Origin of the sequence: Mesorhizobium sp. M0909, from assembly GCF_040319515.1 — a bacterium.
Taxonomy (GTDB): Bacteria; Pseudomonadota; Alphaproteobacteria; order Rhizobiales; family Rhizobiaceae; genus Mesorhizobium.
In genome coordinates, this window is record NZ_JAMYOA010000009.1 from 1 (window position 1) to 26,524 (window position 26,524).

Genomic DNA, 26,524 nt, shown 5'->3' on the forward strand with positions numbered 1-26,524 from the left:
CCGGCGACATCATTGTCTACCAAAGCAGCTACACCGACAGAGTCGCAACTCTGGCCTATGTCACCGCCGACAACAGCGCGCATGAATTCGTCCACCTGGGCGGTGTGGTCACCGTGGCCGACCTAGGCCTGACCGCGTCGGACTTCACCTTCGTTTGATCCAGAAAACCCATACGGAACAGCGCCCCGCCCCCCGGGGGCGGGCGCTTTCCGTTTCCGCTACGTGCGATGGGCCGGGGCGCCCGGGAGCAGTCGCAGCGTGTACAGCTTGACGAAGCCCTGCACGTCGCGCTGGTCGTACACCGAAATCTCCCTGAAGGCGTGGAGGCGGAAGCCTGTTCGGGCCCTTGCGGCCGGCCACGATGACGTTGCCCTTCCAAACCTTCAGCCGGACGGTGTTGTTGTTGACCCGCTCCATTAGATGCCAAACCAAACATATTCGGCGGGAGCACTGATCCTGAAGCAGCGAGCGGATGCAGTCGGTCGCCGCTCGGGGAGCAATATGGGGAGCTGGGTCGCCAGATCCTCACGGAGACCTACGTGAGTAACCATTCCTTGAAGGATTCAGCTTTGAGACCTTTCCCTCTGAGTTCCGCTTTTTGGGGAATTCTGTTGATCAGCGGCGTGGTGAACGTGCTTGCGCTGATCTCGCCGCTGTTCATGCTTCAGGTCTACGACCGCGTTCTGGCAAGTGGCAGCGTATCGACGCTAGTGGGGCTCGTCGTGCTTGCTACAGGGCTTTATGCGTTCCAGTGCCTGCTCGACATTTTGCGCGCGCGCGTGCTGCTGCGGATTGGCGAGCGTTTCGATGAACAGTTTTCCGGACGCGTTCACGATGCGATCGTTCGCCTTCCGCTTTTAACGCGCATGCCGGGCGACGGCTTGCAGCCGCTACGCGATCTCGACAATGTTCGCGGATTCTTAGGTGGAAACGGCCCGACAGCGTTCTTCGATCTGCCATGGATGCTGCTTTATCTTGGCATTTGCTTCCTCTTTCATTTCTGGATCGGCATGACGGCACTTATCGGGGCGATCGGTCTCACATCTCTGACACTCCTTACCAACACTCTCTCGCAAGGGCCGATACGCGATACCATTGACCACAACATGGTACGCAATGGTCTACTGGAAGCAGCGCGCCGCAATGCCGAGGTCGTGCAAGCTCTCGGTCTCGCAAAGCGGATCGCTGCCCGATGGCACAAGGCCAATGCCAAGTATCTGGCCGCCAACCGGAAAGTCGGGGACGTGGCAGGTGGGCTGGGTGGCATTTCAAAGTCGCTGCGCGTGCTGCTGCAATCGGCCATTCTTGCCGTCGGCGCGTACCTTGTCATCAGGCAGGAGACTACGGCCGGGGTCATGATTGCCAGTTCGATCACGATGGGGCGTGCGCTGGCTCCGGTCGATCTGGCCATTTCAAGCTGGAAACCCTTCCTCATGGCGCGCCAGGGTTGGGCGCGGCTGGAGGACCTCTTGGGAAAGGTTCCTGAAACCGCTCCTGTTATGCCAATGCCTGCACCTGAACGCGAACTCCGCCTCGAAGGCGTGACAATCGTTCCGCCCGGCGAAAGGAAGCCGACCGTGACCGGCCTTGCGTTTGCCGTTCAGGCGGGAAGCGCACTCGGGATCATCGGTGCATCGGGTTCGGGCAAGTCGACACTCTCGCGCGCCATCGTCGGCGCATGGGCGCCGGTCGCCGGAAAGGTTCGCATCGACAGCGCAAGCCTCGATCAATGGGACCGGGAAGCGCTAGGCCGTCATATCGGCTATTTGCCGCAAGGTGTTGAACTATTCGACGGCACCATTGCCGAAAACATCGCTCGTTTTGAAGATAATCCTGACCCTGAGGCTATTGTCACCGCGGCGAAAGCAGCGGGCACGCACGAACTGATCCTCCGATTTGAGCACGGCTACGAAACTCCGATTGGTGAGGCCGGATCGGCACTTTCCGCCGGGCAGCGCCAGCGTATCGGTCTTGCCCGTGCTCTTTATCGAGACCCTTTCCTTGTTGTGCTGGATGAACCCAATGCCAATCTCGATGCGGAAGGCGAGGCTGCGGTTGTCAAGGCGATCGCCTCCGTGCGCGAGCGCAAGGGCATTGCGGTTGTCGTTGCCCATCGGCCGAGCGCCATCCGCGCCGTGGATTTGGTGTTGGTGATGGAAGGTGGACGGCAGCGAGCATTCGGTGCGCGTGATGAGGCGCTTTCCAAAGTCCTTAAGGGGGCAGCGATGGCATCAGGCGCTGGGGTCAAGGCCATCGAGTCTACACAGGATAACGAGCGCGCTGACATGGAGGATCCCGGTGTCCGGCATTCATCAGAACAATGACGTTTCCAGGTCCATTCGCCGGCACCTGGTGGCGGGCCTGCTGGCGAGCGTGATCTTTGTGGGAGGAGCCGGAGCCTGGGCGGCCTTCACGAATCTCTCCGGCGCGGTTGTCGCGTCCGGACACTTTGTCGTCGATTCCTATGTGAAGAAGGTGCAGCACCCGACCGGCGGGGTGGTGGGAGAAATCCTGGTGAGCGAAGGTGATAAAGTAAAAGCCGGCGACATCCTCATGCGGCTCGACGCCACCCAGACGCGCGCCACTCTCGCTGTAGTCACCAAGCGGCTCGATGAGCTGGCCGCCAACCTGGCACGACTCGAAGCTGAGCGTGACGATCTGGCGGAGATCGCCTTCCCGGACTGGCTGCTCGCCCGCAGAGATGTTCCGGACGTAGCTTCGGCAGTACATGGCGAGACGCGGCTGTTCGAATTCCGCAGACAATCCCGCGACGGAAGGCAGGCGCAGCTAGCGGAACGCATCACTCAATATGAGCACGAGATCGAGGGGCTCAAGGCGCAGGCAATCGCTTGTGAGAAAAGCACCGAGATCCTCCAAAAGGAAATTGCTGCCCTGAGTGGGCTGCGCGACCAAGGCATTGTCTCGGACCAACGCTTGAACAGTCTGAAGACGCAGGTTGCCACTTTCGGCGGCGAACGCGGTGAGAAGATTGCACATCAGGCACAGACGGCAGCCCGCATAGCCGAAACGCGCCTGCAGATCCTGCAGATCGATCCGGATTTCAAGACGGAAGTCGGCCAGGAGCTCAGAGAGGTTCAGGCGCAGGTTGGGGAGTATGTTGAGCGCAAGGTGGCGGCTGAACAGGAACTGCGACGGATCGATATTGTCGCGCCGCAGTCAGGCGCCATTCAACAACTCGCAGTTCATACGGTCGGAGGAGTGATCACGCCCGCCGATCCGATTATGCTAATCGTGCCGGAAGGCGACGATCTTGCGCTTGAAGCACGAATCACCCCGAAGGACATCGACCAAATCCAGCTTGGTCACAAGGCCGTGCTGCGGATGTCAGCCTTCAATCTGAGGACCACGCCGGTATTGAACGGATATGTCAGCCGGATCGCAGCCGATCTGGCGACGGACGAAAAAAACGGCGTTTCGTATTACCTGGTGCGTCTGTCGGTTCCGCATGCGGAACTGACGAAGCTCAAGGACCTGACGCTCGTGCCCGGCATGCCGGCCGAAGCGATGATCCAGACGGGCGAGCGTACGGCGCTTTCTTATTTTGTGAAGCCGCTGTCGGACCAAATCAGTCGCGCATTCCATGAGGAATGAAAGTAACCACAGAAACATTTTGTTGGTATTCTTGTTGGTTGTTACGCATGCATGAGAGTCATAACCGTCTGAACACAGCCATACTTTCCTCAGTTGGATTCCGCCTCTGACTCAGATTCGTGGTTCCACGGTCATTTTGCCCTTCCAAGTCGCCGACCATTCAGTTCTTGGCCTCGAGCGCATTAAGATACCCATCATCGTACACAAAGGCTGGAAAAGAGTCCGGTGTCTTGAGCGATCCTGAGGTCTGGAGACCTAGGGTGAGCCTGCAAGCACAGGGCCAGGACATGATTGAGCGTCTGCAATATTCGGACAGGTACATAGGAAGACAGGCAGGCGTCAACAACGCGCTTTCAACGCGCTAAACCGATGCTACGCACCCCGAGCGTCTTGCCGCCCTCGCTCCCGCCGGTAGGAATCAATCGCGAGCAGGCTGCGACGTTCATCGGCGTAAGCTCAACGACCTTTGATGAAATGGTCCAGGACGGCCGGATGCCCCAGCCACGAATGCCGAGCAAGGGGCGCATTGTTTGGGACGTCGAGGAACTTGTATTGGCCTTTCGAAAGCTCCCTCACCGCCAAATCGGAGGAGCACCAAAGCTTGACGAAGATTCGCCGCCACTAGACAATCCTTGGGATCGAAAACCACGAACATGACGGATGAGCCCGTGAAAATCGATCTTAAGGGCGTAGTGAAGGACACTGATCGCCACGGCAATGATCGGTACTATTTTCGCGCACCGGGTCGGAAGAAGGTCCGGCTCCGTGAACCGACCGGCAGCGACGAGTTCCTCGAGGAACTGCGGTGCGCGCGCGCCGAGGTCACTTATGTTCGGCCCGGCACTCTTCCCGAGATTTGCCGGCGCCTCCCCAAGCCTTCCGAGCCAGCGAAGAAAGGCACGTTGCTGTGGCTTTGCCAGGAGTATTACCGTCGGGGCGGCACGGAAATCACCCAAGACACTATGGCGCGCCGACGAGCAATTCTGGAGCGCGTATGCGAATTACCTCATCCCCTCGAAGGTGACCCGGATCCTCAGTATCCCACCAAGGGATCTCTGCCATTCGCCGGTATGAAACGGTCTCATGTTAAGGAGATCAGGGACACCAGGCTCGACGCCCTTGGCGCGGCAAACAATATCGTAAAAGCCATCAGCGCGATGTTTGAGTGGGCAAAGGACACAGAGATTCCGGGCGTCGACTCCAATCCCGCCCGCGGCATCAGACGGCTAAAGAGCGGCGACGGCTGGCACCCATGGGACGTGTCGGAGATCGTTCAATATGAGAAGCGGCATCCGCTGGGTACCGCAGCCAGACGTGCGCTCTCGATCTTCATGTTTACTGGCCTGCGGTTGTCCGACGTCGCGATCTTCGGTCGACAGCACATCACGCTCGTCTACAACGAGGAGACCGAGCAGTGGGAGAAGTGGATCAGAATTAAGCCTGGGAAGACCAGTCGTAACAAGGATGCGGTGTTGGTGGAGCTCCCGCTTCTGCCCGAACTAGAGGCGGAACTTGAGCACACGCCCTCCGACCAGATGACCTTCCTGGTCAATGAGTATGGTCGCCCGTTCTCGGAGAACGGTCTGGGCAACAAGATGCGCCAGTGGTGTGATCAAGCTGAGCTGCCGCACTGCAGTGCTCATGGAATTCGCAAGGCCGGCGCGACGATCGCCGCTGAGAACGGCGCGACGCACGAGCAGCTGAAGGCGATATATGGGTGGACTACGTACCAGCAGCCCGACCACTACATCAAGAAAGCGCGTCGCCGGAAGGTAGCGAGAGCGGCGAAATACCTGCTGGTTATCGATCGAAAAGAGAACAAAATTGTCCCACTTTCTGAGGGGGTTGAAAGAGGTGGGACAAAAATGGCCAAAAAATCCAATTAAATCAACGGCCACAAAAGCCAATGGTGGGCCCGGAGGGACTCGAACCCCCAACCAAGCGGTTATGAGCCGCCGGCTCTAACCATTGAGCTACAGGCCCCACGGCGCTGGATTAGTGTTTTTCCCTGAACCGCACAAGGCTTTCCAACGGCTTTCCGAGCAGGCGTTCCAAGGGGCTGGCAGAGATCGCCCAAATCAGCCCATATTGATAACCTATTGCACGTCGCCCATTGGACGCGGCCTACTCGGCGGCCTTGGGATCCCAGATCGAGGAGATTTTATGACCAGACGTATTTTGCCCCTGGCGATCGCCGCCGCAGTCGCATTTCCGGCGATCGCGGCCGCCGCCGATTCACCACCGCCGCCGCGTATCGTCGTCACCGGTGAAGGCGAGGCGGCGATAGCACCCGATCTGGCTCTGCTGACGCTCAGCGTCATGCGCGAAGCCAAGACGGCACGTGCAGCGCTCGATGCCAATAACGACGCCATGGCCGCGGTGATCGCTGCAATGAAATCATCCGGCATCAAGGAGCGCGACCTGCAGACCGCGGGCATCCAGATCAACCCGCGCTATAACTACACCAACAAGCCCGACGGCAGCCAGGAGGCCGAGCTTGTCGCCTATCAGGTGACCAACACGCTGTCGGTGCGCATCCGCGACATCGACAAGACCGGCGACATTCTCGACAAGGCGGTGTCGCTCGGCGTCAACCAGGGCGGCGGCATCTCCTTCTCCAACGACGATCCGGCGGCAGCCGTCACCGAGGCACGCAAGAAGGCGGTCGCCAATGCCATGGCCAAGGCCAAGACGCTGGCCGAAGCAGCCGGCGCCGGCATCGGCCGGGTCCTGGAAATCACCGACCAGAATTTCGCACCACCGCCGATGCCGATCAACGCCAAGGCATTCGATGCCGCTGGCGCGTCGGTCCCGGTGCAAGCCGGCGAGAATTCCTATACCGCACAGGTGACGGTGACTTTCGAATTGAAATGATCATCGCTTGCAGCGTGAAAACCCCGGAGGATCGATCCTCCGGGGTTTTTGAGCCGCGCTTTCCGTCCTGGCGGAAAGGGCTCCGCTACGCTACCGGCTGCAAGTCAACCGGCCGCAGGCCCGAAGACCTTAGCGATAGATAATCGGACAGCCGCGCTCGTTGGCGAATACGATCACGACACGGTCGCCATACTGGCGGCCGGCGACCTTGACCGTGCGGCGGTTGATGTCGATGATGCGGGCGCGGTGCAGGCCCATGCGTTCGGCCTTGTCGATGGCACGCTCCGGCGAACAGGACCGGCGCCAGCCGCCATGACGGCGGTGTTCGCGATAGTAATAACCATCATCTTCGTCGCCGGTATAGACGCCGACGCGCGGATCCTGGTTGTTGCCGAAGCCGAGATAGATGCTGTCTGCATGAGCGGGGATGGCAGCAAGCGTGCCAAGGCCGACAAGAGCCGAAAGAGCAACCGTCTTGATGGTATTGAACATTGTCTTCTCTCCTTGTTGAGGGTTTCAACTCGTTTTCGTCGAACCGATGGGAGGAGAATGCACCCGTCTGTCTGAATTTTTTGCGAACCGGCCGTTCATCTCCAGTTCATGAGGCAGAACCGGAATAGTCTCTCGCTTCTGAAGGCGGTGCTATAGACGGCGGTGCTACATAGGGTGGATAGCATGGTGGATGGACAACGTCCATTTTGCCGTCGGTTCCGGATTCTCGATTTTGCGATAAAATCCTATGGCTCCTTTGCGAGAATATGGTCGAAATAGTCGTCCGGCTCGGCAAGGTCGGTCTCGCTGGCGCTGACTCGGCCGCGCATCGAGATGCCCGCCTCGTGCACGGTCTCGTCGCTTCCAGACACCAGCCTGTGCCACCAATAGAGATCGCGGCCCTCGGCGACCAGCCGGTAAGCGCAAGTCTTGGGCAGCCAGCTGATGGTGCGCACATTCTGCGGCGTCAGCCCGACACAATCCGGAACACGCGCCAGCCGGTTGGCATAGTCGGAACAGCGGCAGCTTCCAGCGTCGAACAGCCGGCAGCCGACGCTGGTCCAGTAGATTTCTCCGGTGTCCTCGTCTTCGAGTTTGGACAGGCAGCATTTGCCGCAGCCGTCGCAGAGTGATTCCCACTCGGCCGGGGTCATCGCCTCGAGCGTCTTGGTCTTCCAGAACGGCTTGTCCATTGTCGGCATGTGGCCCTCGGACGCCTCAAGGTCAAGCACGGCAACCCTTGCGCCTCGTCCGAACGATACGCCAGGAACATACGAATGACACGAAGTCGCCTTCAAAACGCCGGTCAATCGCCCTGTACCACCGCTAAGACCTACAAACAGGAACCAAACATGATTGCTGAAAGTTTGGGCACGGATGGGACGCCACAAGGAGTGTTTATGATGAAACGCCAACCACGGATTCTGGCAGGCACGGCGCTTGGCCTGTTGATGGCGTCCGCGCCGTTAGGCGCGTTCCCGCTGCAAGGCAATGCTGCATTCGGCCCCGCCCGGAACAGCGCAATGTTTATCCCGGCGCAGTCGAATTGTGCCGAGGGCGAATCGGCCGAAGCTTGCGCTCAAGGCGGAAAGTCGGAGCCGGAACAGAAGCCCGGCAAGAGGCGCGACCGGCAAAAACAATCCGAAGCGGCGCCCGCCGAACAATCGGGCGAGCCCGAGCAGAAGCCGCGCAGGAACAAGCGCGAGCAGCAAAAACAGAGTGAATCCGCGCCTGCCGAACAGCTCGCGCCTTCCGGCGAAGAGCAGCAAGGAAATCAACGAAGGAAGAAGAGGCAGCAGCAGATCGAAGCCGCTCCGGCTGACCAGCAGGCCGCACCTGCGAACGACGATCAGCAGCAACTCAAACCGCGCAGGAAGAAGCGCGACCAGCAGCAGATCGAAGCCGCTCCGGCTGACCAGCAGGCCGCGCCTGCGAACGACGATCAGCAGCAACTCAAACCGCGCAGGAAGAAGCGCGACCAGCAGCAGGAAGCTGCACCTGCTGAACAACCCGCCAGGCAGGTTGCGCCCGCGAACGACGATCAGCAGCAGCTCAAGCCGCGGGGAAAGAAGCGCGACCAGCAACAGCAGGAGGCCGCGCCTGCCGAACAGCCGGCCGAGCAGGCTGCACCCGCGAACGACAACAACGAGCAAGTCAATCCGCGCAAGAGGAAGAACAAGCAAGACCAGCAGATCGAGGCGGCACCGGCCGAACAGGCGCCGCGCAAGAAGGAACGCCCCGCCGGTGAGCCTCTCCCACAGGCCGAGCCACTTCCAACCGAGAAGCAAGCGGCTCCTGCTCAAGGCGAACAGCCCGAGAACCAGGCGAAAAAGCGTGGCAAGAAGCCCGTTGTGGAAGAGCCGGTGACCGGCGAACAGCAGCCCGCAACCGGTGAGCAGCCCACGACGACGGGCGAACAGGCAGCACCCGCCGAGGGTGGGCTCCCTGCTCAGGGCGAAGCCGCCGCCAACCCGAACGAGGCGCCCATACTGGACAGCCAGAAGGATGTCTTGCGCAAGCGCAAGGCCGGCAAGGAGCGCGGCCAAAATGCCGGTAAGCAGCAGGGCAACCAGCCAGCCCAGCAGGGCGAGAACCAGGTGGAAGCCCCGAAGCCTGCTCCGATCGAGGAGGGACCGCCACCTACCGACGACAAGGCAGCCCAGCAGGAGATCAAGCCTGAAAAGATCGTTCCGGTGACCGAGGAAAAAGGCAAGCGCGTCGAGCGTGCGCCCGACATCGAGGATGTTCGCCGCCGTCCGCGCCCGCAGGGCGCCAACGTCGTCAGGGAATTCGGCGACCGCGTCATCCTGCAGTTCAACAACCAGACCTTCGTGGAAAGCAGCGATGCCCCGCGCATGCACCGCGGCGCCAGGAATGTCTATTATGAGGACCTGTCGGGCGATCGCACCCGGGAAATCGTCGAGCGTGACAATGGTGTCCGGATCGTCACTATCCGCAACCGCTACGGCGACGTCATCCAGCGTTCACGCATCGCGCCTGACGGGCGCGAATATGTGCTGAGCTATGTCGACGAGCGCTACTATGACGATGATGCAGACTGGCGCGACCCGGGCGACGACCTGCCGCCGATGCGCCTTGCCATTCCGCAAGAGGAGTACATTCTGGATTCCGAAGAGGTCGAGGATCCGGACGACTATTACACCTTCCTCGAACGGCCGCCGGTGGAGAGGGTCCAGCGCCTCTATTCGGTCGACGAGGTCAAGCGCTCGGCCCGCGTGCGTGACATCGCCCGCCGGATCGACCTCGATACGCTCAACTTCGAGTTCGGTTCGGCTTCGATTTCCGACACCGAGGTCCAGAAGCTGGAGGGTGTTGCCAACGCCATGGAGAAGCTGCTGAAGAAAAACCCGGCCGAGACCTTCCTGATCGAAGGCCATACCGATGCAGTCGGCACGCCGGAAGCGAACCTCGCTCTGTCCGACCGCCGCGCCGAGGCGGTCGCCGAAGCCTTGACCAACGCCTTTGGCATCCCGCCGGAGAACCTGACGACGCAGGGTTATGGCGAGGAGTATCTCAAGGTAAACACGTCGGGACCCAATCGCGAGAACCGGCGCGTCGCCATCCGCCGGATTACCCCCCTAGTGGCGCCGGTGGCCAGCGCCCAATAAACCGCAATGTGAACCGCGCGATTTGATCAACCATTGAGTCGCGCGGTCATCAATCTTGAAACGCGCGGCTACCAATCCCAAATTCTGGACAGGGCGTTCCCTGCCCTGTCCAGACTCCAGCGGGACACGCGAGCCCCGCCGGTCCCCTCCCGGCGGGGTTTCGTTTTTTTAGGACCTTGCAAACCGCCGCAGCCTGCCCGAAATACGGCGCTCCGCAAAGAAGCCCGGAACCGTCACATGAAGCGCATCGAACTTGCCATCGAATCGATCATTCTCGCCTCGCGCTGGCTGCTGGTCGCCTTCTATCTCGGACTGGGCGCGGCACTTGCCATCTATGCCGTGTCCTTCGGCAAGAAGCTGTTCGAGTTCGTTCCCGTCGCCTTCACGCTCGATGACACCGACACCATCCTGAAAATGCTCGGCCTCATCGATGCCGCGCTGGTCGCCTCACTGGTGGTGATGGTGATCATCTCGGGCTACGAAAACTTCGTCAGCCGCTTCGATGAAAATGACGGCAAGGTGCATTGGCTGGGCACGATCGATGTCGGCTCGCTGAAGGTCAAGGTCGCCTCGACAATCGTAGCGATCTCCTCGATCCACCTCTTGCAGGTGTTCCTGAACTCGGTCTCCTACACGACCGACCAGCTGATGTGGCTGACCATCATTCATCTGGCCTTCGTCGCCTCGGCATTCATGCTTGCTTATATCGACCGGCTGATGGGCCTGGGCAAAGCCAAGAAAGCCGGGGAGTGAGCACGCGTCTGTGCCGGTCTTTTGAGGGATACTTCTGTAGGTAGATGCTTCCGTCAGTAGATAGCTTTGATTTTGGTATCAGTCCGGCCGAACACCTCGTCCGGCACAAAAAAGTCGCCGGCGAGCGGGCCTGTCGCGCCCGGCGCATAGGCCGAGAAATCGCTGACGCCCTCGGCGCGCAGCACTTCTTCGTCGATGTAGAAATTGCCGGTCGCCTCACGCGACGGCCTGACCAGGATGGCGTATGCCGCATCGGCCATGATGTCGGGCGAACGGCTCATCGCTGCCACCGTCGCTCCGCCCAGCAGGTTGCGCACCGCCGCCGTGTCGATGGTAGAGATCGGCCATAGCGAATTGACCGCGATGCCGTCCCTGGCGAACTCGGCGCTCATGCCCAGCGTGCACATCGACATGCCGAACTTCGCCATCGTATAGGCGACATGGTTCTTGAACCATTTGGCCTTCATGTCGAGCGGCGGTGCCAGGTTCAAAATGTGAGGATTTTCCGCCAACCTTAAGTATGGAATGCACATTTTGGAGACGAGAAAAGTGCCGCGCGTATTGATCTGGTGCATCAGGTCGTAACGTTTCATGTCGGTCTCCAGCGTGCCGGTGAGTTGGATGGCGCTGGCGTTGTTGATACAAATATCGATGCCGCCGAACCTCTCCACGGTTTTGGCGACGGCTTCGGCGACCTGCGCTTCCTCACGGATGTCGCACAGCGCTGGCAGCCCCTTGCCGCCGGCCCGCTCGATCTCTCGCGCCGCCGTGTAGATCGTCCCCGGCAGCTTCGGATGCGGCTCGGCGGTCTTGGCCGCGATCGTCACGTTGGCGCCGTCGCGCGCCGCGCGCAACGCAATCGCCAGCCCGATGCCGCGCGACCCGCCGGAGATAAATAGTGTCTTTCCCTTGAGCGACATCGTTGCGTCTCCTTGCAACATGAAAGACACGATCCTTGCGCGGCTGAGAACCGCCGCGCAAGGCCCAAGCCACCGCATGCGGGTTACGCTGCGTAGGCCTTGAGACAATTCGAGCTAGACCAGCACTAAGCCCTGCCGCATGGCGATGGCGATCGCATCGGTGCGGTTGGCGGCACCGAGCTTGGTCAGGATAGCCGCGACGTGGAACTTCGCCGTGTGCACGGAGATGTCCAGCCGTCGCGCGATAACCTTGTTGGGCGCGCCCTCGGCCAGCAGCGCCAGCACCTCGCTTTCGCGCGGCGAAAGTGTTGGCCGGGCGATGTGCCCATCAGTCGGTTCCTCATCGAACCGGTCGCTGTCATGGAAGGTAAAATCGTGCCGATCGGATAGAGCATGGCTGTCGCGCGAAATCCGGTAGCCCGCCGCCGCCAGCCGCGCGGCGGCGGCGATCAGCAGCTCGTCCGCTTGCACCGGCAGCACGGCAAACACTGTATCGGCCGGCCGTTCACGGGCCGCTCGCGATAATAGCAGCACGCGAGGCATAGCCGCGTCGAAGAGACCGCCTTGTACTCCATGGTCATCGACGATGGCGACATCCGCCGCCCCGCGCCCGTCGACGTCGCCCGCCAGAACCGGCCGCAGATCATCGGTCGCGGCGAGAGCCGCGGACAGACTTCGTGCGCGCTCGGCGTCAGCGAGCGCGATCAGCACCGTCAGCCGTCTGCCAGCGACCTCACCGCTTACCATCTATCCCTCAGCTCAGTGGCTTTTCACCGATGGTCAGGGAAACCTCACGATTCTCGCCGCCGCGCACCACGCCGAGTGTCACCAAGGCACCGGCACTGTCTGGCCCGAGCTTGTGGATCAGCTCGCGCGGGCCATGCACCGCCTCTGCGTTCCACGACACGATAATGTCGCCGAGGCTGAGACCGGCTGCTTTCGCCGGGCCGTTATCGTCCAGGCTCATCACCATGGCGCCCTGCGTATCACCATTGCGGACCGGATGCAGGCCGGCGCCAAGATAGCCGCGCGCCACATGACCCTTCTCGCGCAGCGTCGTGACTGCCCGTTCGATCGTTTCGTAAGGCATGACCAGTGCCCGCCGGCGTGGCCCGAACAGCAGCATGCCGATCAGTCCGCCCTTGGCGTCGAGCACAGGGCCGCCCTCGAAACGGCCGCCGGCATTGACGGCAAGGTTGATGCGCCGGTCGATCGTGCCGCCCCGCATCGAGCGCCAGGCCGGACCGACCTCGCCGACCGTGCCGAAGGTGGCGAGTGACGTACCGTCACTATTGCCCGCGATGATTGCCAGATTGCCCGGCCGCACCGCCTCCGCCTTTACCAGTGACGGGGCGCTCGGCGCGCCGGCCGGTTTCAAAACGGCCGTGCCGGTGGACGGGTCGCGGCCGACCAGTTCGGCCTTGACGGCTTGGCCCGAAGAAAACGTCAGCTCGATCTCCTCGCCGGCCTCGACCGCCTCCTCGGCAGTGACGAAATAGCCGTCCCGCCAGTGGAAAGCAGTTGACGTCCGGTGGTGCGTCGCGAAGCTGGCCGTCGCGGGTGCCGCAGCTGCCGCGATGTCGGCAATGGCGTCGGATAACGTGCTCAGATTGAAATCGCTCATGATTTGTCTCCTGGGTTCTTCGTGACCCAGATATCGCCCGGCAGGGTGTTGGCGGATACTCGCCTGACGGCTAGTTGAGCATTTGACTGGCCATCTGGTCAGGTCGCGGCCGGTCCGGCCGCTCCGCACATATAGGCATTGTTCATCTTGTTCCAAACGGAGTTCTCAGGTGGCCCTGCCTGCTCAGCAATTGCAATATGACGATGCCCTTCTCGATGCTTATTCGGCGACGGTCGCCGATGCCGTCGACCGCATCGGGCCCGCCGTCTGCCGCATCGAACGCATCGGTGGCCCGGGCGGCCATGGCTCCGGCTTCGTCATCGCGCCGGACGGGCTGGTCGTCACCAACTTCCACGTCGTCGGCGATGCGCGCAGCGTGCGCGTATCTATGCCGGACGGCGCCTCCAGGGAAGGCCGCGTGCTCGGCCGCGATCCCGACACTGACATTGCGCTGGTGCGCGCCGACGGTGACTTTGCCGACGTTGCGCCGCTTGGCGATTCCAAGCGTTTGAGGCGCGGCCAGATTGCAATTGCCATCGGCAACCCGCTCGGCTTCGAATGGACCGTCACCACTGGCGTCGTCTCGGCACTCGGCCGTTCGATGCGTGCCTCCACCGGCCGGCTGATCGACGACGTCATCCAGACCGACGCCGCGCTCAATCCCGGCAATTCCGGCGGACCACTGGTGTCGTCGGCCGGCGAGGTGATCGGCGTTAACACCGCGATGATCCATGGTGCGCAAGGCATCGCCTTCGCGGTTGCCTCCAACACGGCCAATTTCGTCATCTCGGAAATCATCCGCTTCGGCCGCGTGCGCCGTGCCTTCATTGGCGTTTCAGCCGACACCACCAACCTGCCGCGCCGCGCAGCTCTTTTGTCGCAAGTATCGAGCCGCACGGCGGTGCGCCTGCGCACCGTCGAAAAGAACAGCCCGGCGGACAAGGCCGGCCTCAGGGAAGGCGACATCATTGCCGCCATCGACGGCCGCCCGGTCACCGGTGTCGACGATCTGGTGCGCATGCTCGACGCCGAGCGCATCGGCCACGAGACGCTGTGCACGGTGGTGCGCCGCTCCGGCATTACTCAGGTCACGGTAATGCCAGTGGCGCGAAGCTGAGTGCTCGACCTTGATCCCGAACCGAAGGTCAGCGCAGCAAAGTGGGAACCGGTTTTTCGGACAACATCATGGTCAAACAAGATAGAGCCCATCCCGAACCTATCGGGATGGGCAGGCTCTATCGCGGCGCATAGATCCGGCCAAGCAGCGAAACCAGCAGCGCGGCCAGTTCGCCGGTCGGATCGAGATCCGGATCGAAAATGGTCATATCCATTCCGGTGCAGCGCGGATCCGCCACCAGCGCCGTGAGAATGTCGACGAGATCGTCAGGATCGATGCCGGGGCTGCCCGGTGAATCCACTGCCGGCATTACTGTCTGATCGAGCGCATCGACGTCAAAATGCACCCAGTGGGGCCAGCCGGTTCGCGCCAACGTGCTCCAGGTCTTGTCCAGGACCTTCGCCGCGCCAAGCTCGCGCACGGCAAAGACGTCGATCAACGTCATCGCGGTCGAATGGATGTCCGGCCAGGCGAAGTTGGCGTTGCGGTTCTCGCGTTCGCCGATCTGTATCACCTGTTCGTCCGCGACAAGCGGTCTTGCGATGCCGGGCCAGTCGGTCAGCAACGGCTCACCACGTCCGGTTGCGAGCGCAAGGTCCATGCCGGCGGCCGAGCCGAGTGAGGCGTTGACGTCGTAATTGCCCGGATGGCGGAAATCGCTGTGGCCATCAACATGGACCAGCGCAACCGGACCAGATCGCCGTGCTGCGGCCAGCGCGCCAAGCAGGACAGCGCAGTCGCCGCCCACGACCAGCGGGAACTCGCCTCGTCCCAGCGCGCCGGCAACGATTTCGGCGAGTGCGAGATTGAAGCTGCGTATGGCGTTGCCGTTGCGCAGCCGGGTGCCCGGCTGTGGCTCGGTGCTATAGGCGGGCCGATCAAGATCAACCACTTTGGCGGGCGAAAGCATCTCGACCAAGCCGGCTTCGGTAAGCGCCTGCGGCGCGCGCCAGGTCCCCGGAATATGCCCCGGCCGGAGCGGGCGGAGGCCAAGGTTGGAGGGTGCGCGGACAAGGCAGATTTCACGCATGGAGAAGGCCCAGGGTTGATTAACCCCTAAGCATAAACCGCAAAGGCGTGACCGGCCACGCGGCTAAAGCCCTCACCTCGCGTCTGCGGACAGTTCCTGCCAGCGGCCGCTGTCTCGCTCAGCCCGCCGCGCCATCGGCATATTGCGCTAGGAATTCCGGGCTCGGCGGGATCGGCTTGATGACGTCGATCAGCACGCCGTTGGGATCCCTGGTGATAAAGTGGCGCTGGCCGAAGGGTTCGTCGCACAGCGTTCGCAGGATCGGTAGCCCGGCGGCGGTGATCCGCTCATAGACGGCATCCGGATCCCTGACCTCGAAGTTGATCAGCAGGCCAGACGTGCGGCCCCGCCCTTCCTCCGGGATCGTCTCATGATCGCCCTGGACGATGCCGAGGTTGACGCGGCGGTCTTCGGCTGAGCGCAGATGCACGTACCAGTCGGCCTCAAACAGCGGCTTGAAGCCGAAATGCGCAACATAGAAGGCTGCCGTGCCGGCAACGTCGCTCGTCATCAGCACCGGATAATAGCTCGTCGTCCTCATCTTTCCTTCTCCCGGCGAATAACATACAGTCTGCATCTAAATTGAACTAACATACAGGCTGCATGTATGCAACAGGGATCCGCTCGCCGCTCCAACCGCGATCGCACCGAGGCGACACGCGCCGAGCTCATCGCCGCGGCGCGAAAACTGTTCACCGAAAAATCGTATGCCGAGACCAGCACACCCGAGATCGTCGCCGCTGCCGGGGTCACGCGCGGCGCGCTCTATCATCACTTTACCGACAAGCAGGCGCTGTTTGCCGCTGTGGTCGAACAGGAGGCGCAAGCCGTCTCGGAAGAGATCGAACGGGCGTCGCCGCCTTCGCTATTTGCCCGCGATGCACTGATTGCCGGCTCGGATGCCTATCTGGCTGCCATGCGTGCCCCCGGCCGAACTCGACTCTTGCTGCTTGATGGCCCGGCCGTGCTCGGCCGCGCCGCCATGGATGCGATCGACAATCGCCATGGCAACCGTTCGCTGCGCGAGGGCCTTATCGCCGCGATGCGGTCGCACTCCATGAAGAGATTGCCTGTGGAAGCACTGACCGCTTTGCTCGCCGCTGCCTTCGACCGCGCAGCGCTCGCCATTGAAGCTGGAGCCTCGATCGAGGACTATCGCGCCGTTCTCATGGCGCTGATCGACGGCCTGTCTCCGGCTCCTTCGCAGGCATCTCACCCGGCTCGAACTCGTTGAAACAGCCGAGCTGGCGCTTGAACTGGTCGATCAGCCAGGCGGCCGCCGGTTTCGGGCTGCGATCGGCGCGATGCATGGCATAGAGCGGCGAGCGGACTTCGCTGTAAGGCTCGAGATCGAGTTCGACGAGCCGGCCGTTCGCCAGATCATCGGCAATCAGCCATCGCGGCAGCCCGCCCCAGCCCAGCCCCTCGCGCATCAGCACGTGCTTGGTGCGCACATCCGTCAGCCGCCACGTGCGGTAGGCGAAGACGCCATAGTCACGCCCGCGCGTACGCTCGGATTGGTCCGAGACGACCAGTTGGATGTGTTCGCGGACATCCTCTAGCGCCACTGGTCTCGGCAGCAGCGCCAGCGGGTGTTCAGGCGCTGCAGCTGGCACCAGGGAGATGAAGCCGATGCGAAGCAGATTCACGTCCGTCTCACCCAGAAGCCCCCCGATGCCGAGATCGGCCTGTCCGCCGACAACATGATCGAGGATCAGGCCAAGCGAGCCGATATGCAGACGCAGCGTCACTGCCGGGAACTGCGCCTCGAATGCCTTTAGCACCCGAACCAGCACCGGCGACGGTAGTGTCACGTCGACCGACAGCGTAACTTCAGCCTCCAATCCCTGCCGGTATCCGTCGACACGCGAGCGGATGCGTTGCAGCACGCCGACCATGCGTCGCGCATCTTCCAGCGTCGCCTTGCCGACATCGGTCAGTTGCGGTTCACGCGTGCCCTCGCGCTCGAACAGCTTCAGCCCGAGCTGCGCTTCGAGGTTGGCGATAGCGTAGCTGATCACCGATTGCGCGCGATTCAATTTGCGCCCGGCGGCCGAGAAGCTGCCGGTCTCGGCCACCGCAACCAGTATCTGCAGTTGGTCAAGCGTCGGGTTCGGTTGCATCGTTCAATCCACAATTTAGATGGATCATATACAAAATATACCAGTTTTTCAAATGGGTCTGCGCACACATATTTGCCGGGAGATTTTAAGTCCAACCCCGGAGACCCATCATGTCGATCCTTCTTGTCACATCCAGCCCACGCGGCGCCGCCTCGCACTCGACCCGCATCGCCACCGAACTCGCCGAGAAGCTGCTTGCCGCCAATCCCTCGGCCAGGCTTGTCGCCCGCGACCTCGTAGCCAACCCGCTGCCGCATATCGACCCCGACTATTCGACCGGCATATATATGCCGGTCGAAGCACGCAGCCAGCGCCAGGCTGAGGTCGTCGGCGTTTCCGACACGGTGCTGGACGAGCTGTTTGCGGCCGACACCGTCATTCTCGCCACCGGCTTCATCAACTTCAACATCTCCTCGACGCTGAAGTCCTGGGTCGATCACATTGCCCGTTCCGGCAAGAGCTTTGCCTATGGCGAGAACGGCCCCAAGGGCCTCGTCACCGGCAAGAAGGTCTATATCGTGCTGGCTTCGGGCGGCATCTATTCCGAAGGTGCGGCCGTGCAGTTCGATCACGCCATTCCCTACCTGCGCAGCGTACTCGGCTTTCTCGGCATGAACGATGTCGAGGTCATCCGCATCGAAGGAGTCGGGATGGGCGCCGATGCGGTGGCAGCAGCGCTGGCCAAGGCCTCGGCCAAGGTCGACGCCATTGTGGCCGCGACCGGTAATGCCGAGCGCGTCGCCACCGCGGCGTAAAGCGTCAGCATCGTCTGAATTGTACAAGAGCAGGCGCCCGGCGCCTGCCCTTGTTGTCGTTGGCGACAACCTATTGTGGTGGGCCACACAACTGCCATTGGTTATTCGTCAGCCGTGGCAAGAAGGGGCTCATCCAGCCGGCGCTGAAGGTCCGCGGCCCGGAATATTTGCGCATCATCTATGGTCCCGAATATGACGCGCCCAACAATCTCGTGCGCCTCCGAGAACGCGGCCTGGCCGGCAAGCGCAGCCTTGGCGCTCAGAGAGTTCGCGCTTGGCCACGAAGCGCTAACGCGATTTGTCGCCAAGCAGCCGCTACGGGTTCACGAGTGTGTCTTCGCCGTGCTGGCGTTGGAAAGCGGGCCAATCGACCCAAGGCTGTCGTAGCCGATCTACCCGAAGATCTTTTCGCCTTGCTCGTCGACCAGTTGGATGCCCTTTTTGATCGAGATGTCGACAGCGTCGTCAAGCCCGGCAAAGCGGTCGGCGCGGATGAATTTGTGCTCCTTCATCACGCCGTCGATCTCCTTCGAAACCACGCCGCAGGTCTGGTACTGGCCCTCCGCCTTGTAGGGCGTGGCGCTGATCAAAAAGCCCTTGTGCTCGATCTGCTTTGCCGGCGCCGCTGTCTTTGGCTCGGCGGCTTCGTTGCCTCCGCCGAAAAGACGCTTCAGAAAAGACATGGGGGTATCCTCCAACGGCAATCATCCTGCACCACATAGCGCGGTGCAGGATGATTTTCAGTACCGGTCCTTGGCCGAGCGGGCAAGGGCCGCAACTGGCTTGGCACTCAGAGGTCAGTCGCGCGACAACGCTTCCAAGGCCTCTGCGGCAGCTTCCAATATGCTGATTGCCTCGGCCTGCTTTGCTTCAGGCGCATCGACGATTTCGCCGAGCGCGGCGCGCAGCCGGTGGCGCACGGCGCGAAACTTGTCGCGCTTTTCCGAGCGGCCGCGGCCGCGCCGGCCACCGTCGCCGTCATCGTTCCAGCCGAACCAGTCGCGCGCCTTTGCCATCTTGCGGCCGAAGCGCTCGAGATGTTCGAGCACGTGGTCGATCATCTCGCGATTTTCGTTGAGGTGCGCCTGCCCAGCCTCGGTGATTGAAAACACCTTCTTGTTGCCGTCCGCCGCAGAAACGGCGTAGCCGGCCTCTTCCAGGAAGGTCAGCGTCGGGTAGACCACGCCGGGGCTCGGGCTGTAGAAGCCGCTGGTGCGCTCCTCCAGCGCCTTGATGATGTCGTAGCCGTGCCGCGGCGCCTCGGCCAGAAGCGACAGCGTGATCAGCTTGAGGTCGCCGTCGGCCAGCATGCGCCCGGCGCGGAACATGTCGCCCGGCCCGCCGCGTCCGCCTCTCGTGCCATGCCCGAACGGGCCGAAGCCGCCGCCGCGTCCGCCGAACTTGCCGGCCATATGCATGAAAACGCGCTCGGCGTGTTCGCCAAAACGATCACCCCCGAAATGACTGTCTTTGTGCATTGTTTGCTCCTTGAGTTATGTCTTAAGATATATCTCAACTACGTATTCACAGCGGCGGAGTCAAGATATATCTTACGATGTATCTGAAGATAAGCGCCAGCAGGATTGGTTTTCGCCGGCAAGGGCGGTTAGGAAGCGCGCGAGGGGCCGAAGGCCACTCCCCAGGCGTCTAACGTGAAGCAACGCATCCACCCCCGTTCCGGGCAGTTACGCCGAAGACCGGCGAATGGATGCAAAGGTGACGAACCGGATGCTTCGGCGAAATCCCAGACGAATGTGAAAACCTCGCGCAGAAAGCTGCCTCCGACGCTGCTGCTGGTGCTGCCTGCGGTGCGCCGCATCGTCGGCTGGCTTCGCGACCCCGCGGCTTGATAGCGGGGCATGCGAAACGCTCGGTGCGGGAGGAATGGATACCTGTTACCAGCGGCCTTTGCGCCGGTTCCAGGCATAGAGCAGATCGGCGAAACGATCATAGGCATAGCGCGTCAACGGCAGTGCGGCGGGATTGCCGAACAGCGTCGCCAACCAGCCCTCGCCCGGCGTTATCAGCCACACCGCAACTGCAACATCGGCGCCGACCAGCAATTTGCCACCGGCGTCGGTCGCATGCAGCCGACGCCGGATATCCTCCAGCCCTATGCCGTAGCGGGCCAACGCCGTCGGTTCGGTATTGATGTCGCGAAATTCGATCCGACCGGCCTTGACCGCCTCGATCAGCCGCCGTTTCTGCCGGCTGATGCCGGCATCACAGACCGGACAGCGCGTATTATACCAGACGGTCAGCAGAGGCTTGCTCATGTTTCGAAACGGCACCAGAGGGGCGCGCACCGACTATCCGGCAAACGCCATTGCGCCGCAACGCAACACGACAGCCGCGAAATGGCCGGCTAGGCCTGGAGCGCAACTTACCCGAGCGAGGTGATGATCTCGCGATAGGCATCCTCCGGGAAAGCCTTGAGTGTCCGCGTCCTGACGTTTCCGGCCGTCGCCAGCATCAGCGAGAAACGAGCCAGGACGGCATCGTCGGGCGCTTCGAGCACGGCCACCATGTCGCAATCCCCCATGGTGAGATAAAATGCCTTGAAGGACCCGCCCATGTCGCCCAGCAGCTTCTTGGCGGCATCGAGCCGCTTCGGCGATTCGCGCACGTTTTTGGCGCCTTGCTCCGTCCAGTTGATCAGCACGATGTAAGTTGTCATGGCACACCTCCCTCCGGTGCCACGGAGCGCGGCGTCCAACCGCCGGGGCGGGCATCCGGGTTTGTCGCCCAGAGAATGCGTCCGTCGCGGAATTATCCTCTCGTAGTGCACGACCCGCAAGAGCGGCGCGTTCAATCGTGATCGCCTGTGCCCAAACGGAAAAGGGCGCCACCGGCGCCCTTGAAACTGCTTCTCCGTCACCCGGCCTCAGCTGTCGAGGAAGCTCCGCAGCTTGCGCGACCGGCTCGGGTGTTTGAGCTTGCGCAGCGCCTTGGCTTCGATCTGGCGGATGCGCTCGCGGGTGACCGAGAATTGCTGGCCGACCTCTTCAAGCGTGTGGTCGGTGTTCATGCCGATGCCGAAGCGCATTCTGAGCACGCGCTCTTCGCGCGGCGTCAGCGAGGCCAATACACGCGTCGTCGTCTCGCGCAAATTGGCCTGGATCGCCGCGTCAATCGGCAGGATCGCCATCTTGTCCTCGATGAAGTCGCCGAGATGCGAATCCTCCTCGTCGCCGACCGGCGTTTCGAGCGAGATCGGCTCCTTGGCGATCTTCAGCACCTTGCGCACTTTTTCCAGCGGCATGGCGAGCTTTTCCGCCAGCTCTTCCGGCGTCGGCTCACGGCCGATCTCATGCAGCATCTGGCGCGAGGTGCGCACGATTTTGTTGATCGTTTCGATCATGTGCACCGGAATGCGGATGGTGCGCGCCTGGTCGGCGATAGAACGGGTGATCGCCTGCCGGATCCACCACGTCGCGTAGGTCGAGAACTTGTAGCCGCGGCGGTATTCGAATTTGTCGACCGCCTTCATCAGGCCGATATTGCCCTCCTGGATCAGATCGAGGAACTGCAGGCCGCGATTGGTGTATTTCTTGGCGATGGAAATGACGAGGCGCAGATTGGCCTCGACCATTTCCTTCTTGGCGATCGCGGCTTCGCGCTCGCCCTTCTGCACCTGGTTGACGATCTTGCGGAATTCCTGGATCGAAATCGCCGTCTCGGTGGCGAGGTTCTGGATCTCGGCGCGCAGGTCGCGGATGGCGTCCTTCTCGTTCTTGGTGAATTCCTTCCAGCCGCGTGAAGTCAAATTGCCGATCGAGCGAGTCCAGTTGGGATCGAGCTCCGAGCCCTGATATTCTTTGAGGAATTCCTCGCGGCGCACACCATAGCTTTCGGCCAGCCTGAGCAGCTTGCCTTCGTTCTGCACCAAGCGCTTGTTGATGTCGTAGAGCTGCTCGACCAGCGCCTCGATGCGCGCCGTGTTCAAGGACAGCGACTTCACCGCCTTGATCAGTTGGTCCTTCAATTCCTTCAGCCGGCGGTCCTGACTGGGCGACAGCGTGCCGGCGGCAGCCAGCCGGTTCTCGACCTGCTGGTCCTGCAGCTTGCGCAGTTTCTTGTAGGTGTCGGCAATGACGTCGAGCGTCTCCATCACCTGCGGGCGCAGTTCGGCTTCCATCGCCGCAAGCGACAGGCTCGCCTCGTCATCGTCTTCCTCGTCATCGTCCACCAGGCCACGGGTGCCGCCGCCGACGTTGGTGATGTCGTCCTCGTCCTCGCGCGAACGGCGCGACTTTTCCTCGGTCTTGGCTTCCTCGATACGCTCGACAACCGGCGCCTGCTTGGCCTCCGGCCCGGCATAGGTCGCCTCGAGGTCGATGATCTCGCGCAGCAGGATCTTCGATTCGTTGAGCTCGTCACGCCAGATGATGATGGCCTGGAAGGTCAGCGGGCTTTCGCACAGGCCCGCGATCATCGTCTCGCGGCCGGCCTCGATGCGCTTGGCGATCGCGATTTCGCCCTCGCGCGACAGAAGCTCGACTGAGCCCATCTCGCGCAGATACATGCGGACCGGATCGTCGGTGCGGTCGGTCGGCTCTTTCTTGGTCGTGGTGGCGGCGACGGCGGTGCCGGTCTGCTCGGCGAGTTCGTTCGCGTCTTCCTCGGCGTCAGCGGCAGTATCGGCGGCTTCGGGCTCCTCGCCCTGCTCGTCGTCCTCGACCACGTTGATGCCCATGTCGGAAAGCATGGCCATCGTGTCCTCGATCTGCTCGGAGGTCACTTCCTCCGAGGGCAGCACCGAATTCAGCTCGTCCATGGTGACATAGCCGCGCTTCTTGGCGGCCTTGATCATCTTCTTGACAGCATCGTCGGAAAGGTCGAGCAGAGGGCCATCGGTCGCGGCCTCGCGTTCGGTCTCGACTTCTTCCTTTTCCTTTGTCGCCATAGTCTTTATTTTCTCCAAGCGGCTGAGTATCAAAGCCGCGTAAGCTGCCGGTCCGGTCAAAATGGATGCGCTCTTTCCAGAACGCGCTTTACCGGGCCAGTAACTGCATCTCTCGTTAAGTCCAGATTAACCCTGATATCTGTGGCAAGCAGACTGCCTGTCCAGTGATCAGTACCTTACATCGCTGCATTCCCGTCGATGCCGGGGCGGGTTAACGTTTCGAATCGACCTGATTCCGCCATTCTGCCGGAAGGTCAAGCGCCTCTCGCATGATTCGCATGAAAAAAGCGAATCAATTACCCGACTTAGAGCACCGCACGCTTGATTCCAACGCGCAAGCACGTCCTTACATTTCAGTCTTCTGGAGGCTTCGATCTAAACGCGCCCAGCTCTGCCCGACGATACGCCAAACCCTTCGATCAGCGCTTCCGTTGCCTGCACATCACGAAATTGCGCCTGGATTTCGACCAGGTGCCGGTAATTTTCGTCCGTGGGATCGCTGGCGAGCGCTGCTTCCGCCTGCTTCAGCTCCTTATGTAAGGTGCGCGCGCTGCGCTGCAAGTGGAGAGCTTGGCTGAACGCATCACGAGCATCGTCGAGTGCTGCCGTTTCCAGCGCCGGCCATTGCCGCGCACGTTTGATCAGCGCCACCGCGCGCTGCCAGATCTCACCACAGCCGGCCCGCTCGATCGTCGCGATTACAGCCTCGCGGTTGTTGGCCATATCGTGCGCCATGGCGTCGAGGATGGCCGCGTGCAGCCGCTTCAGATCGGAATTGGCGAGATCGAGGAACTCGACATGGGCGAAATTCTCGTCGATCAGCACGGGATGGTTGACGAGGGCCGTAATGATCGTCGCCTCGCGCACCGACATGCCCTCGCCGCCGCGTTTGACCAGCGCCGAGCGGCCGAGGCTTTCGGTGATCGCGGTGCGCCCACCGGCACCGCCGCCACGTGCAAACTGTCCGCCGGGTGCTGAGACCCTGCCCGGGAAGCGCTCACCGGGCCGTCCGTCCTGACGTCCCCGGCGTCCGCGCTGGGCACCGAAGAAGCTCTGCACGCGCTCGCGCATTTCCTGTTGGTAGTGATAGCGAAGGCTCTCGTCGCGGATGCGGCTGGTCAGTTCGCGCAGCGTCTTTTCGAGCTCCGCCCGCCGTTCCGGCGTATCGAAGATGCCGCCGGCGGTCTCGCGCATCCACAAGAGGTCGGCCAGCGGCCGCGCCTCGGAAAGCACGGCGCGGAACGCATCCGGTCCGTCACCCTTGACCAGATCGTCGGGATCCTTGCCCTCCGGCAGCAGGGCGAAGCGCACGGAGCGGCCCGCCTGGACCGCCGGCAGCGCCATGTCGGCGGCGCGCCATGCTGCCTTCAGCCCGGCCTGGTCGCCGTCGAAGCACAGCACCGGCTCGCCGGCCATGCGCCACAGAAGTTCGAGCTGGTTTTCAGTCAATGCGGTGCCGAGCGGCGCCACCACGTTCTCGAAGCCGGCCTGCGCCAGCGCGATCACATCCATGTAGCCCTCTACGGCAATGACCGTGCCGCCCTTGGCCAGCGCTCCCTTTCCGAGCGCTTGGCGCGCACGGGCGAAATTGTAGAGCACGTTGCCCTTGTGGAAGAGCTCCGTATCGGGCGAGTTCATGTATTTGGCCAGCGCATCCGGCGCCAGTGCCCGCCCGCCGAAGGCGATGATCTTGCCCCTGGAATCCGGGATCGGGAACATGATGCGGTCGCGAAACCAATCATAGGAAACCGGCACGTCGTCGCCATGTCGCACCAGCCCGCACGCCTCGATGTCGGCCTTGGGGACACCCTTGGCGGCAAGGTGCTCCTTCAGCGCGTTGCGGCTGTCGGGGGCATAGCCGAGGCGGAAAGACTGCTGCGTCGCCGGTGTCAGCCCCCGGTCGCGCAGGTAGGCGCGGGCCTTTGCCCCTTCCGGTCCCTGCAGCCGTTCCTGGAAGAACACCGTCGCCATCTCCATGACATCGGTCAGGCTGGCGCGTTCCTTTTCGCGCCGTTCCTCATCGGCATCGCGAACCGGCATCGGCACGCCGGCCATGTCGGCGATCTTCTCGACGGCCTCGGGAAAGCTTATCCCATCGAGTTCGGTCAAAAACTTGAAATGGTCGCCCGAAACCGAGCAGCCGAAACAGTGATAACGGCCCTTCTTGTCCTCGCAATGGAAGGACGGGCTCTTCTCGCCATGGAACGGACAGCACGCCCAATAATCGCCACGCGGCGCGTTGGTCTTCTTCCTGTCCCACGCGACGCGCTGGCCGATCACCGAAGAAATCGGTACGCGGTCGCGTATCTCGTCGAGGAAAGCAGGCGGAAAGCGCATGGGGACAGCTCGTTTGGCCTTCATATAATCACACGGGCGAAGCCCGACGACTCGTAATGGCGACCATACCCGGTTTTCACAGGTCAAAAAGAGAAGGCGGCCCGCGGACCGCCTTCTTGATCTAAACCGGCGCAGCGCCGGTCAGCCGTTCCGCGCTCACTGCGCGGCGATGGCACCGAAGATCAGGCCGGAGAGAACGCTGACCAGCAGATAGTCGTTACCGACCCGGATCCATTCCTGACCGGGACCCGGACGGCGCAGGCCATAGTGGCGATAGTGGCGGATCGGCTGGTGACGCTTCCAGCTCGAATATCTCTGGCCGTTGCGCCAATGGCTGCGTCTCACGACGATCTTCTTCTTCACTATGACGCGCTTGGTCACGTCGACATGCTTGTTCACATGCCTGCCGGGCTTCTGCCAGTCGACCTGGTTGTAGTTCGACTGCGGCGCGTTTGGTGTGTTCAGTGGTGCAGCCTGGCCCTGCAAGGCGGTTGCAGCCAGCATCGAGAAGGCAATGGCGGAAAGAACGATACGTTTCATGGCGGGTAGTCCTTGGTTGTCGATGCCTCCGGAATAGAGCCGGAAGGATGAACCGAGACTGAATGCATAGATTACGTTTTCGTAATGATTTCTTATATTTAGCACGACTAATTCAGCGATACCTTTAAAGCGACCGCCCGAGAATGGACGCATGACCCTCCGCAACCTCGCAGGCTATGCAACCATTTTGTCAGCCATCCATTTCCGACACGCCCCGTCGCGTGCCAACACGCGTCCGAACCGGGCAAAATTTATTATTCGGCTAAAATAAATCGGAGTAGTATCAACCTCTGCAATGTCCACGATTCGCGCC

At 61.8% G+C, this 26,524-nt stretch carries 26 protein-coding genes, 1 tRNA gene and 1 pseudogene; 12 read left to right on the forward strand and 16 right to left on the reverse strand.

Translation table 11 applies throughout. The annotated features are described in order from the left end of the window. The first annotated feature begins 539 nt into the window (after positions 1-539). From NKH83_RS15625 to NKH83_RS15635, 3 genes are all read left to right on the forward strand, one after another. A complete protein-coding gene (locus NKH83_RS15625; RefSeq protein WP_352805609.1) occupies positions 540-2,324 on the forward strand; it encodes a type I secretion system permease/ATPase in 1,785 nt (594 codons plus the stop codon). After that, positions 2,299-3,612, forward strand: a complete 1,314-nt coding sequence (locus NKH83_RS15630; RefSeq protein ID WP_352548197.1) for an HlyD family type I secretion periplasmic adaptor subunit — start codon at positions 2,299-2,301, stop codon at positions 3,610-3,612. The genes NKH83_RS15625 and NKH83_RS15630 overlap by 26 nt, the downstream gene beginning before the upstream one ends. Positions 3,613-4,280: 668 nt before the next feature. Then, positions 4,281-5,498, forward strand: coding sequence for a tyrosine-type recombinase/integrase (locus NKH83_RS15635; protein WP_352457555.1), 1,218 nt, complete (start codon positions 4,281-4,283; stop codon positions 5,496-5,498). Between the two features lie 21 nt (positions 5,499-5,519). Here the strand turns inward: NKH83_RS15635 and NKH83_RS15640 are convergent. Continuing rightward, positions 5,520-5,595, reverse strand: a tRNA-Ile gene (locus NKH83_RS15640). A gap of 180 nt (positions 5,596-5,775) precedes the next feature. Here NKH83_RS15640 and NKH83_RS15645 point away from each other — a divergent pair. Then, positions 5,776-6,486 carry an SIMPL domain-containing protein gene (locus NKH83_RS15645; RefSeq protein ID WP_352477767.1) on the forward strand — a complete coding sequence of 237 codons (711 nt, stop codon included), beginning with the start codon at positions 5,776-5,778 and terminating at the stop codon, positions 6,484-6,486. Between the two features lie 129 nt (positions 6,487-6,615). Here NKH83_RS15645 and NKH83_RS15650 read toward each other — a convergent pair whose 3' ends face one another. Next, positions 6,616-6,978, reverse strand: coding sequence for a hypothetical protein (locus NKH83_RS15650; protein WP_352477768.1), 363 nt, complete (start codon positions 6,976-6,978; stop codon positions 6,616-6,618). Between the two features lie 245 nt (positions 6,979-7,223). Continuing rightward, complete coding sequence (locus NKH83_RS15655; protein ID WP_352478088.1) at positions 7,224-7,670, reverse strand: YcgN family cysteine cluster protein; 447 nt, start codon at positions 7,668-7,670, stop codon at positions 7,224-7,226. Positions 7,671-7,880: 210 nt separating this feature from the next. On the opposite strand from NKH83_RS15655, the gene NKH83_RS31645 reads away from it, so the two are divergent. Further along, positions 7,881-10,106, forward strand: coding sequence for an OmpA family protein (locus NKH83_RS31645; RefSeq protein ID WP_502895578.1), 2,226 nt, complete (start codon positions 7,881-7,883; stop codon positions 10,104-10,106). A 237-nt stretch (positions 10,107-10,343) separates the two neighbouring features. Further along, positions 10,344-10,859, forward strand: a complete 516-nt coding sequence (locus tag NKH83_RS15670; RefSeq protein ID WP_254820365.1) for a TIGR00645 family protein — start codon at positions 10,344-10,346, stop codon at positions 10,857-10,859. 53 nt (positions 10,860-10,912) lie between these two features. Here the strand turns inward: NKH83_RS15670 and NKH83_RS15675 are convergent, their stop codons facing one another. The 3 genes from NKH83_RS15675 to NKH83_RS15685 all read right to left on the reverse strand — a co-directional run bounded on the left by NKH83_RS15675 (position 10,913) and on the right by NKH83_RS15685 (position 13,403). Beyond that, entirely contained in the window at positions 10,913-11,779 is an 867-nt protein-coding gene (locus NKH83_RS15675) for an SDR family oxidoreductase (RefSeq protein WP_352477773.1), read from the reverse strand. A gap of 114 nt (positions 11,780-11,893) precedes the next feature. After that, positions 11,894-12,526 (reverse strand): helix-turn-helix transcriptional regulator, encoded by a 633-nt coding sequence (locus NKH83_RS15680; RefSeq protein ID WP_254820363.1) that lies wholly within the window; start codon positions 12,524-12,526, stop codon positions 11,894-11,896. Between the two features lie 7 nt (positions 12,527-12,533). Then, a complete protein-coding gene (locus NKH83_RS15685) occupies positions 12,534-13,403 on the reverse strand; it encodes a S1C family serine protease (protein ID WP_352477775.1) in 870 nt (289 codons plus the stop codon). Between the two features lie 169 nt (positions 13,404-13,572). Between NKH83_RS15685 and NKH83_RS15690 the strand changes: the two genes are divergently transcribed. After that, on the forward strand, positions 13,573-14,520 hold the full coding sequence (locus tag NKH83_RS15690) for a S1C family serine protease (RefSeq protein ID WP_254820361.1): 948 nt from the start codon (positions 13,573-13,575) through the stop codon (positions 14,518-14,520). Positions 14,521-14,638: 118 nt separating this feature from the next. Here the strand turns inward: NKH83_RS15690 and NKH83_RS15695 are convergent, their stop codons facing one another. Both NKH83_RS15695 and NKH83_RS15700 read right to left on the reverse strand, forming a co-directional pair. Continuing rightward, entirely contained in the window at positions 14,639-15,550 is a 912-nt protein-coding gene (locus NKH83_RS15695; RefSeq protein ID WP_352477778.1) for an arginase family protein, read from the reverse strand. 118 nt (positions 15,551-15,668) lie between these two features. Then, positions 15,669-16,091 (reverse strand): VOC family protein, encoded by a 423-nt coding sequence (locus tag NKH83_RS15700; protein WP_352477780.1) that lies wholly within the window; start codon positions 16,089-16,091, stop codon positions 15,669-15,671. A gap of 66 nt (positions 16,092-16,157) precedes the next feature. On the opposite strand from NKH83_RS15700, the gene NKH83_RS15705 reads away from it, so the two are divergent. Next, entirely contained in the window at positions 16,158-16,784 is a 627-nt protein-coding gene (locus tag NKH83_RS15705) for a TetR/AcrR family transcriptional regulator (protein WP_352477782.1), read from the forward strand. Here NKH83_RS15705 and NKH83_RS15710 read toward each other — a convergent pair. After that, positions 16,717-17,673 (reverse strand): LysR family transcriptional regulator, encoded by a 957-nt coding sequence (locus NKH83_RS15710; protein WP_352477784.1) that lies wholly within the window; start codon positions 17,671-17,673, stop codon positions 16,717-16,719. The two genes, NKH83_RS15705 and NKH83_RS15710, sit on opposite strands and share 68 nt — an antisense overlap. Positions 17,674-17,783: 110 nt before the next feature. Between NKH83_RS15710 and NKH83_RS15715 the strand changes: the two genes are divergently transcribed. From NKH83_RS15715 to NKH83_RS15725, 3 genes and pseudogenes are all read left to right on the forward strand, one after another. Continuing rightward, the gene (locus NKH83_RS15715; protein WP_254820355.1) at positions 17,784-18,428 is read left to right on the forward strand and encodes an FMN-dependent NADH-azoreductase; all 645 of its coding nucleotides are present in this window, start codon (positions 17,784-17,786) and stop codon (positions 18,426-18,428) included. Between the two features lie 59 nt (positions 18,429-18,487). Beyond that, positions 18,488-18,616, forward strand: a pseudogene (locus NKH83_RS15720) (hypothetical protein); the annotation flags it as partial. Between the two features lie 4 nt (positions 18,617-18,620). After that, positions 18,621-18,815, forward strand: coding sequence for a hypothetical protein (locus NKH83_RS15725; protein ID WP_352477786.1), 195 nt, complete (start codon positions 18,621-18,623; stop codon positions 18,813-18,815). Positions 18,816-18,820: 5 nt separating this feature from the next. On the opposite strand, the gene NKH83_RS15730 is transcribed toward NKH83_RS15725, so the two are convergent. Together NKH83_RS15730 and NKH83_RS15735 are read right to left on the reverse strand one after the other, a co-directional pair. Continuing rightward, positions 18,821-19,111 carry an HlyU family transcriptional regulator gene (locus NKH83_RS15730; protein ID WP_023678291.1) on the reverse strand — a complete coding sequence of 97 codons (291 nt, stop codon included), beginning with the start codon at positions 19,109-19,111 and terminating at the stop codon, positions 18,821-18,823. 114 nt (positions 19,112-19,225) lie between these two features. Continuing rightward, complete coding sequence (locus NKH83_RS15735; RefSeq protein WP_352477788.1) at positions 19,226-19,906, reverse strand: PadR family transcriptional regulator; 681 nt, start codon at positions 19,904-19,906, stop codon at positions 19,226-19,228. 174 nt (positions 19,907-20,080) lie between these two features. Here NKH83_RS15735 and NKH83_RS15740 point away from each other — a divergent pair, with 174 nt between their 5' ends. Then, on the forward strand, positions 20,081-20,278 hold the full coding sequence (locus NKH83_RS15740) for a hypothetical protein (RefSeq protein WP_352477790.1): 198 nt from the start codon (positions 20,081-20,083) through the stop codon (positions 20,276-20,278). A gap of 45 nt (positions 20,279-20,323) precedes the next feature. Here the strand turns inward: NKH83_RS15740 and NKH83_RS15745 are convergent, their stop codons facing one another. The 5 genes from NKH83_RS15745 to NKH83_RS15765 form a co-directional block, all read right to left on the reverse strand. Then, a complete protein-coding gene (locus tag NKH83_RS15745) occupies positions 20,324-20,704 on the reverse strand; it encodes a thiol-disulfide oxidoreductase DCC family protein (RefSeq protein WP_352477792.1) in 381 nt (126 codons plus the stop codon). Between the two features lie 107 nt (positions 20,705-20,811). Next, positions 20,812-21,105, reverse strand: a complete 294-nt coding sequence (locus NKH83_RS15750) for a GYD domain-containing protein (RefSeq protein ID WP_352450720.1) — start codon at positions 21,103-21,105, stop codon at positions 20,812-20,814. Positions 21,106-21,312: 207 nt separating this feature from the next. Next, complete coding sequence (gene rpoD, locus NKH83_RS15755; RefSeq protein ID WP_352805627.1) at positions 21,313-23,334, reverse strand: RNA polymerase sigma factor RpoD; 2,022 nt, start codon at positions 23,332-23,334, stop codon at positions 21,313-21,315. 375 nt (positions 23,335-23,709) lie between these two features. After that, positions 23,710-25,671, reverse strand: coding sequence for a DNA primase (gene dnaG / locus NKH83_RS15760; RefSeq protein ID WP_352477796.1), 1,962 nt, complete (start codon positions 25,669-25,671; stop codon positions 23,710-23,712). Between the two features lie 156 nt (positions 25,672-25,827). Continuing rightward, complete coding sequence (locus NKH83_RS15765; RefSeq protein ID WP_352477798.1) at positions 25,828-26,211, reverse strand: RcnB family protein; 384 nt, start codon at positions 26,209-26,211, stop codon at positions 25,828-25,830. Between the last annotated feature and the right edge of the window lie 313 nt (positions 26,212-26,524).

Coding starts and splice junctions, on each gene's coding strand:
- NKH83_RS15675 (WP_352477773.1), bottom strand. CDS start 11,779: ATGTCGCTCAAGGGAAAGACACTATTTATCTCCGGCGGGTCGCGCGGC.
- rpoD (WP_352805627.1), bottom strand. CDS start 23,334: ATGGCGACAAAGGAAAAGGAAGAAGTCGAGACCGAACGCGAGGCCGCG.
- NKH83_RS15725 (WP_352477786.1), top strand. CDS start 18,621: ATGACGCGCCCAACAATCTCGTGCGCCTCCGAGAACGCGGCCTGGCCG.
- NKH83_RS15750 (WP_352450720.1), bottom strand. CDS start 21,105: ATGACAACTTACATCGTGCTGATCAACTGGACGGAGCAAGGCGCCAAA.
- NKH83_RS15645 (WP_352477767.1), top strand. CDS start 5,776: ATGACCAGACGTATTTTGCCCCTGGCGATCGCCGCCGCAGTCGCATTT.
- NKH83_RS15650 (WP_352477768.1), bottom strand. CDS start 6,978: ATGTTCAATACCATCAAGACGGTTGCTCTTTCGGCTCTTGTCGGCCTT.
- NKH83_RS15705 (WP_352477782.1), top strand. CDS start 16,158: ATGCAACAGGGATCCGCTCGCCGCTCCAACCGCGATCGCACCGAGGCG.
- NKH83_RS15670 (WP_254820365.1), top strand. CDS start 10,344: ATGAAGCGCATCGAACTTGCCATCGAATCGATCATTCTCGCCTCGCGC.
- NKH83_RS15745 (WP_352477792.1), bottom strand. CDS start 20,704: ATGAGCAAGCCTCTGCTGACCGTCTGGTATAATACGCGCTGTCCGGTC.
- NKH83_RS15765 (WP_352477798.1), bottom strand. CDS start 26,211: ATGAAACGTATCGTTCTTTCCGCCATTGCCTTCTCGATGCTGGCTGCA.
- dnaG (WP_352477796.1), bottom strand. CDS start 25,671: ATGCGCTTTCCGCCTGCTTTCCTCGACGAGATACGCGACCGCGTACCG.
- NKH83_RS15710 (WP_352477784.1), bottom strand. CDS start 17,673: ATGCAACCGAACCCGACGCTTGACCAACTGCAGATACTGGTTGCGGTG.
- NKH83_RS15700 (WP_352477780.1), bottom strand. CDS start 16,091: ATGAGGACGACGAGCTATTATCCGGTGCTGATGACGAGCGACGTTGCC.
- NKH83_RS15695 (WP_352477778.1), bottom strand. CDS start 15,550: ATGCGTGAAATCTGCCTTGTCCGCGCACCCTCCAACCTTGGCCTCCGC.
- NKH83_RS15715 (WP_254820355.1), top strand. CDS start 17,784: ATGTCGATCCTTCTTGTCACATCCAGCCCACGCGGCGCCGCCTCGCAC.
- NKH83_RS31645 (WP_502895578.1), top strand. CDS start 7,881: ATGAAACGCCAACCACGGATTCTGGCAGGCACGGCGCTTGGCCTGTTG.
- NKH83_RS15735 (WP_352477788.1), bottom strand. CDS start 19,906: ATGCACAAAGACAGTCATTTCGGGGGTGATCGTTTTGGCGAACACGCC.
- NKH83_RS15685 (WP_352477775.1), bottom strand. CDS start 13,403: ATGAGCGATTTCAATCTGAGCACGTTATCCGACGCCATTGCCGACATC.
- NKH83_RS15680 (WP_254820363.1), bottom strand. CDS start 12,526: ATGGTAAGCGGTGAGGTCGCTGGCAGACGGCTGACGGTGCTGATCGCG.
- NKH83_RS15730 (WP_023678291.1), bottom strand. CDS start 19,111: ATGTCTTTTCTGAAGCGTCTTTTCGGCGGAGGCAACGAAGCCGCCGAG.
- NKH83_RS15655 (WP_352478088.1), bottom strand. CDS start 7,670: ATGGACAAGCCGTTCTGGAAGACCAAGACGCTCGAGGCGATGACCCCG.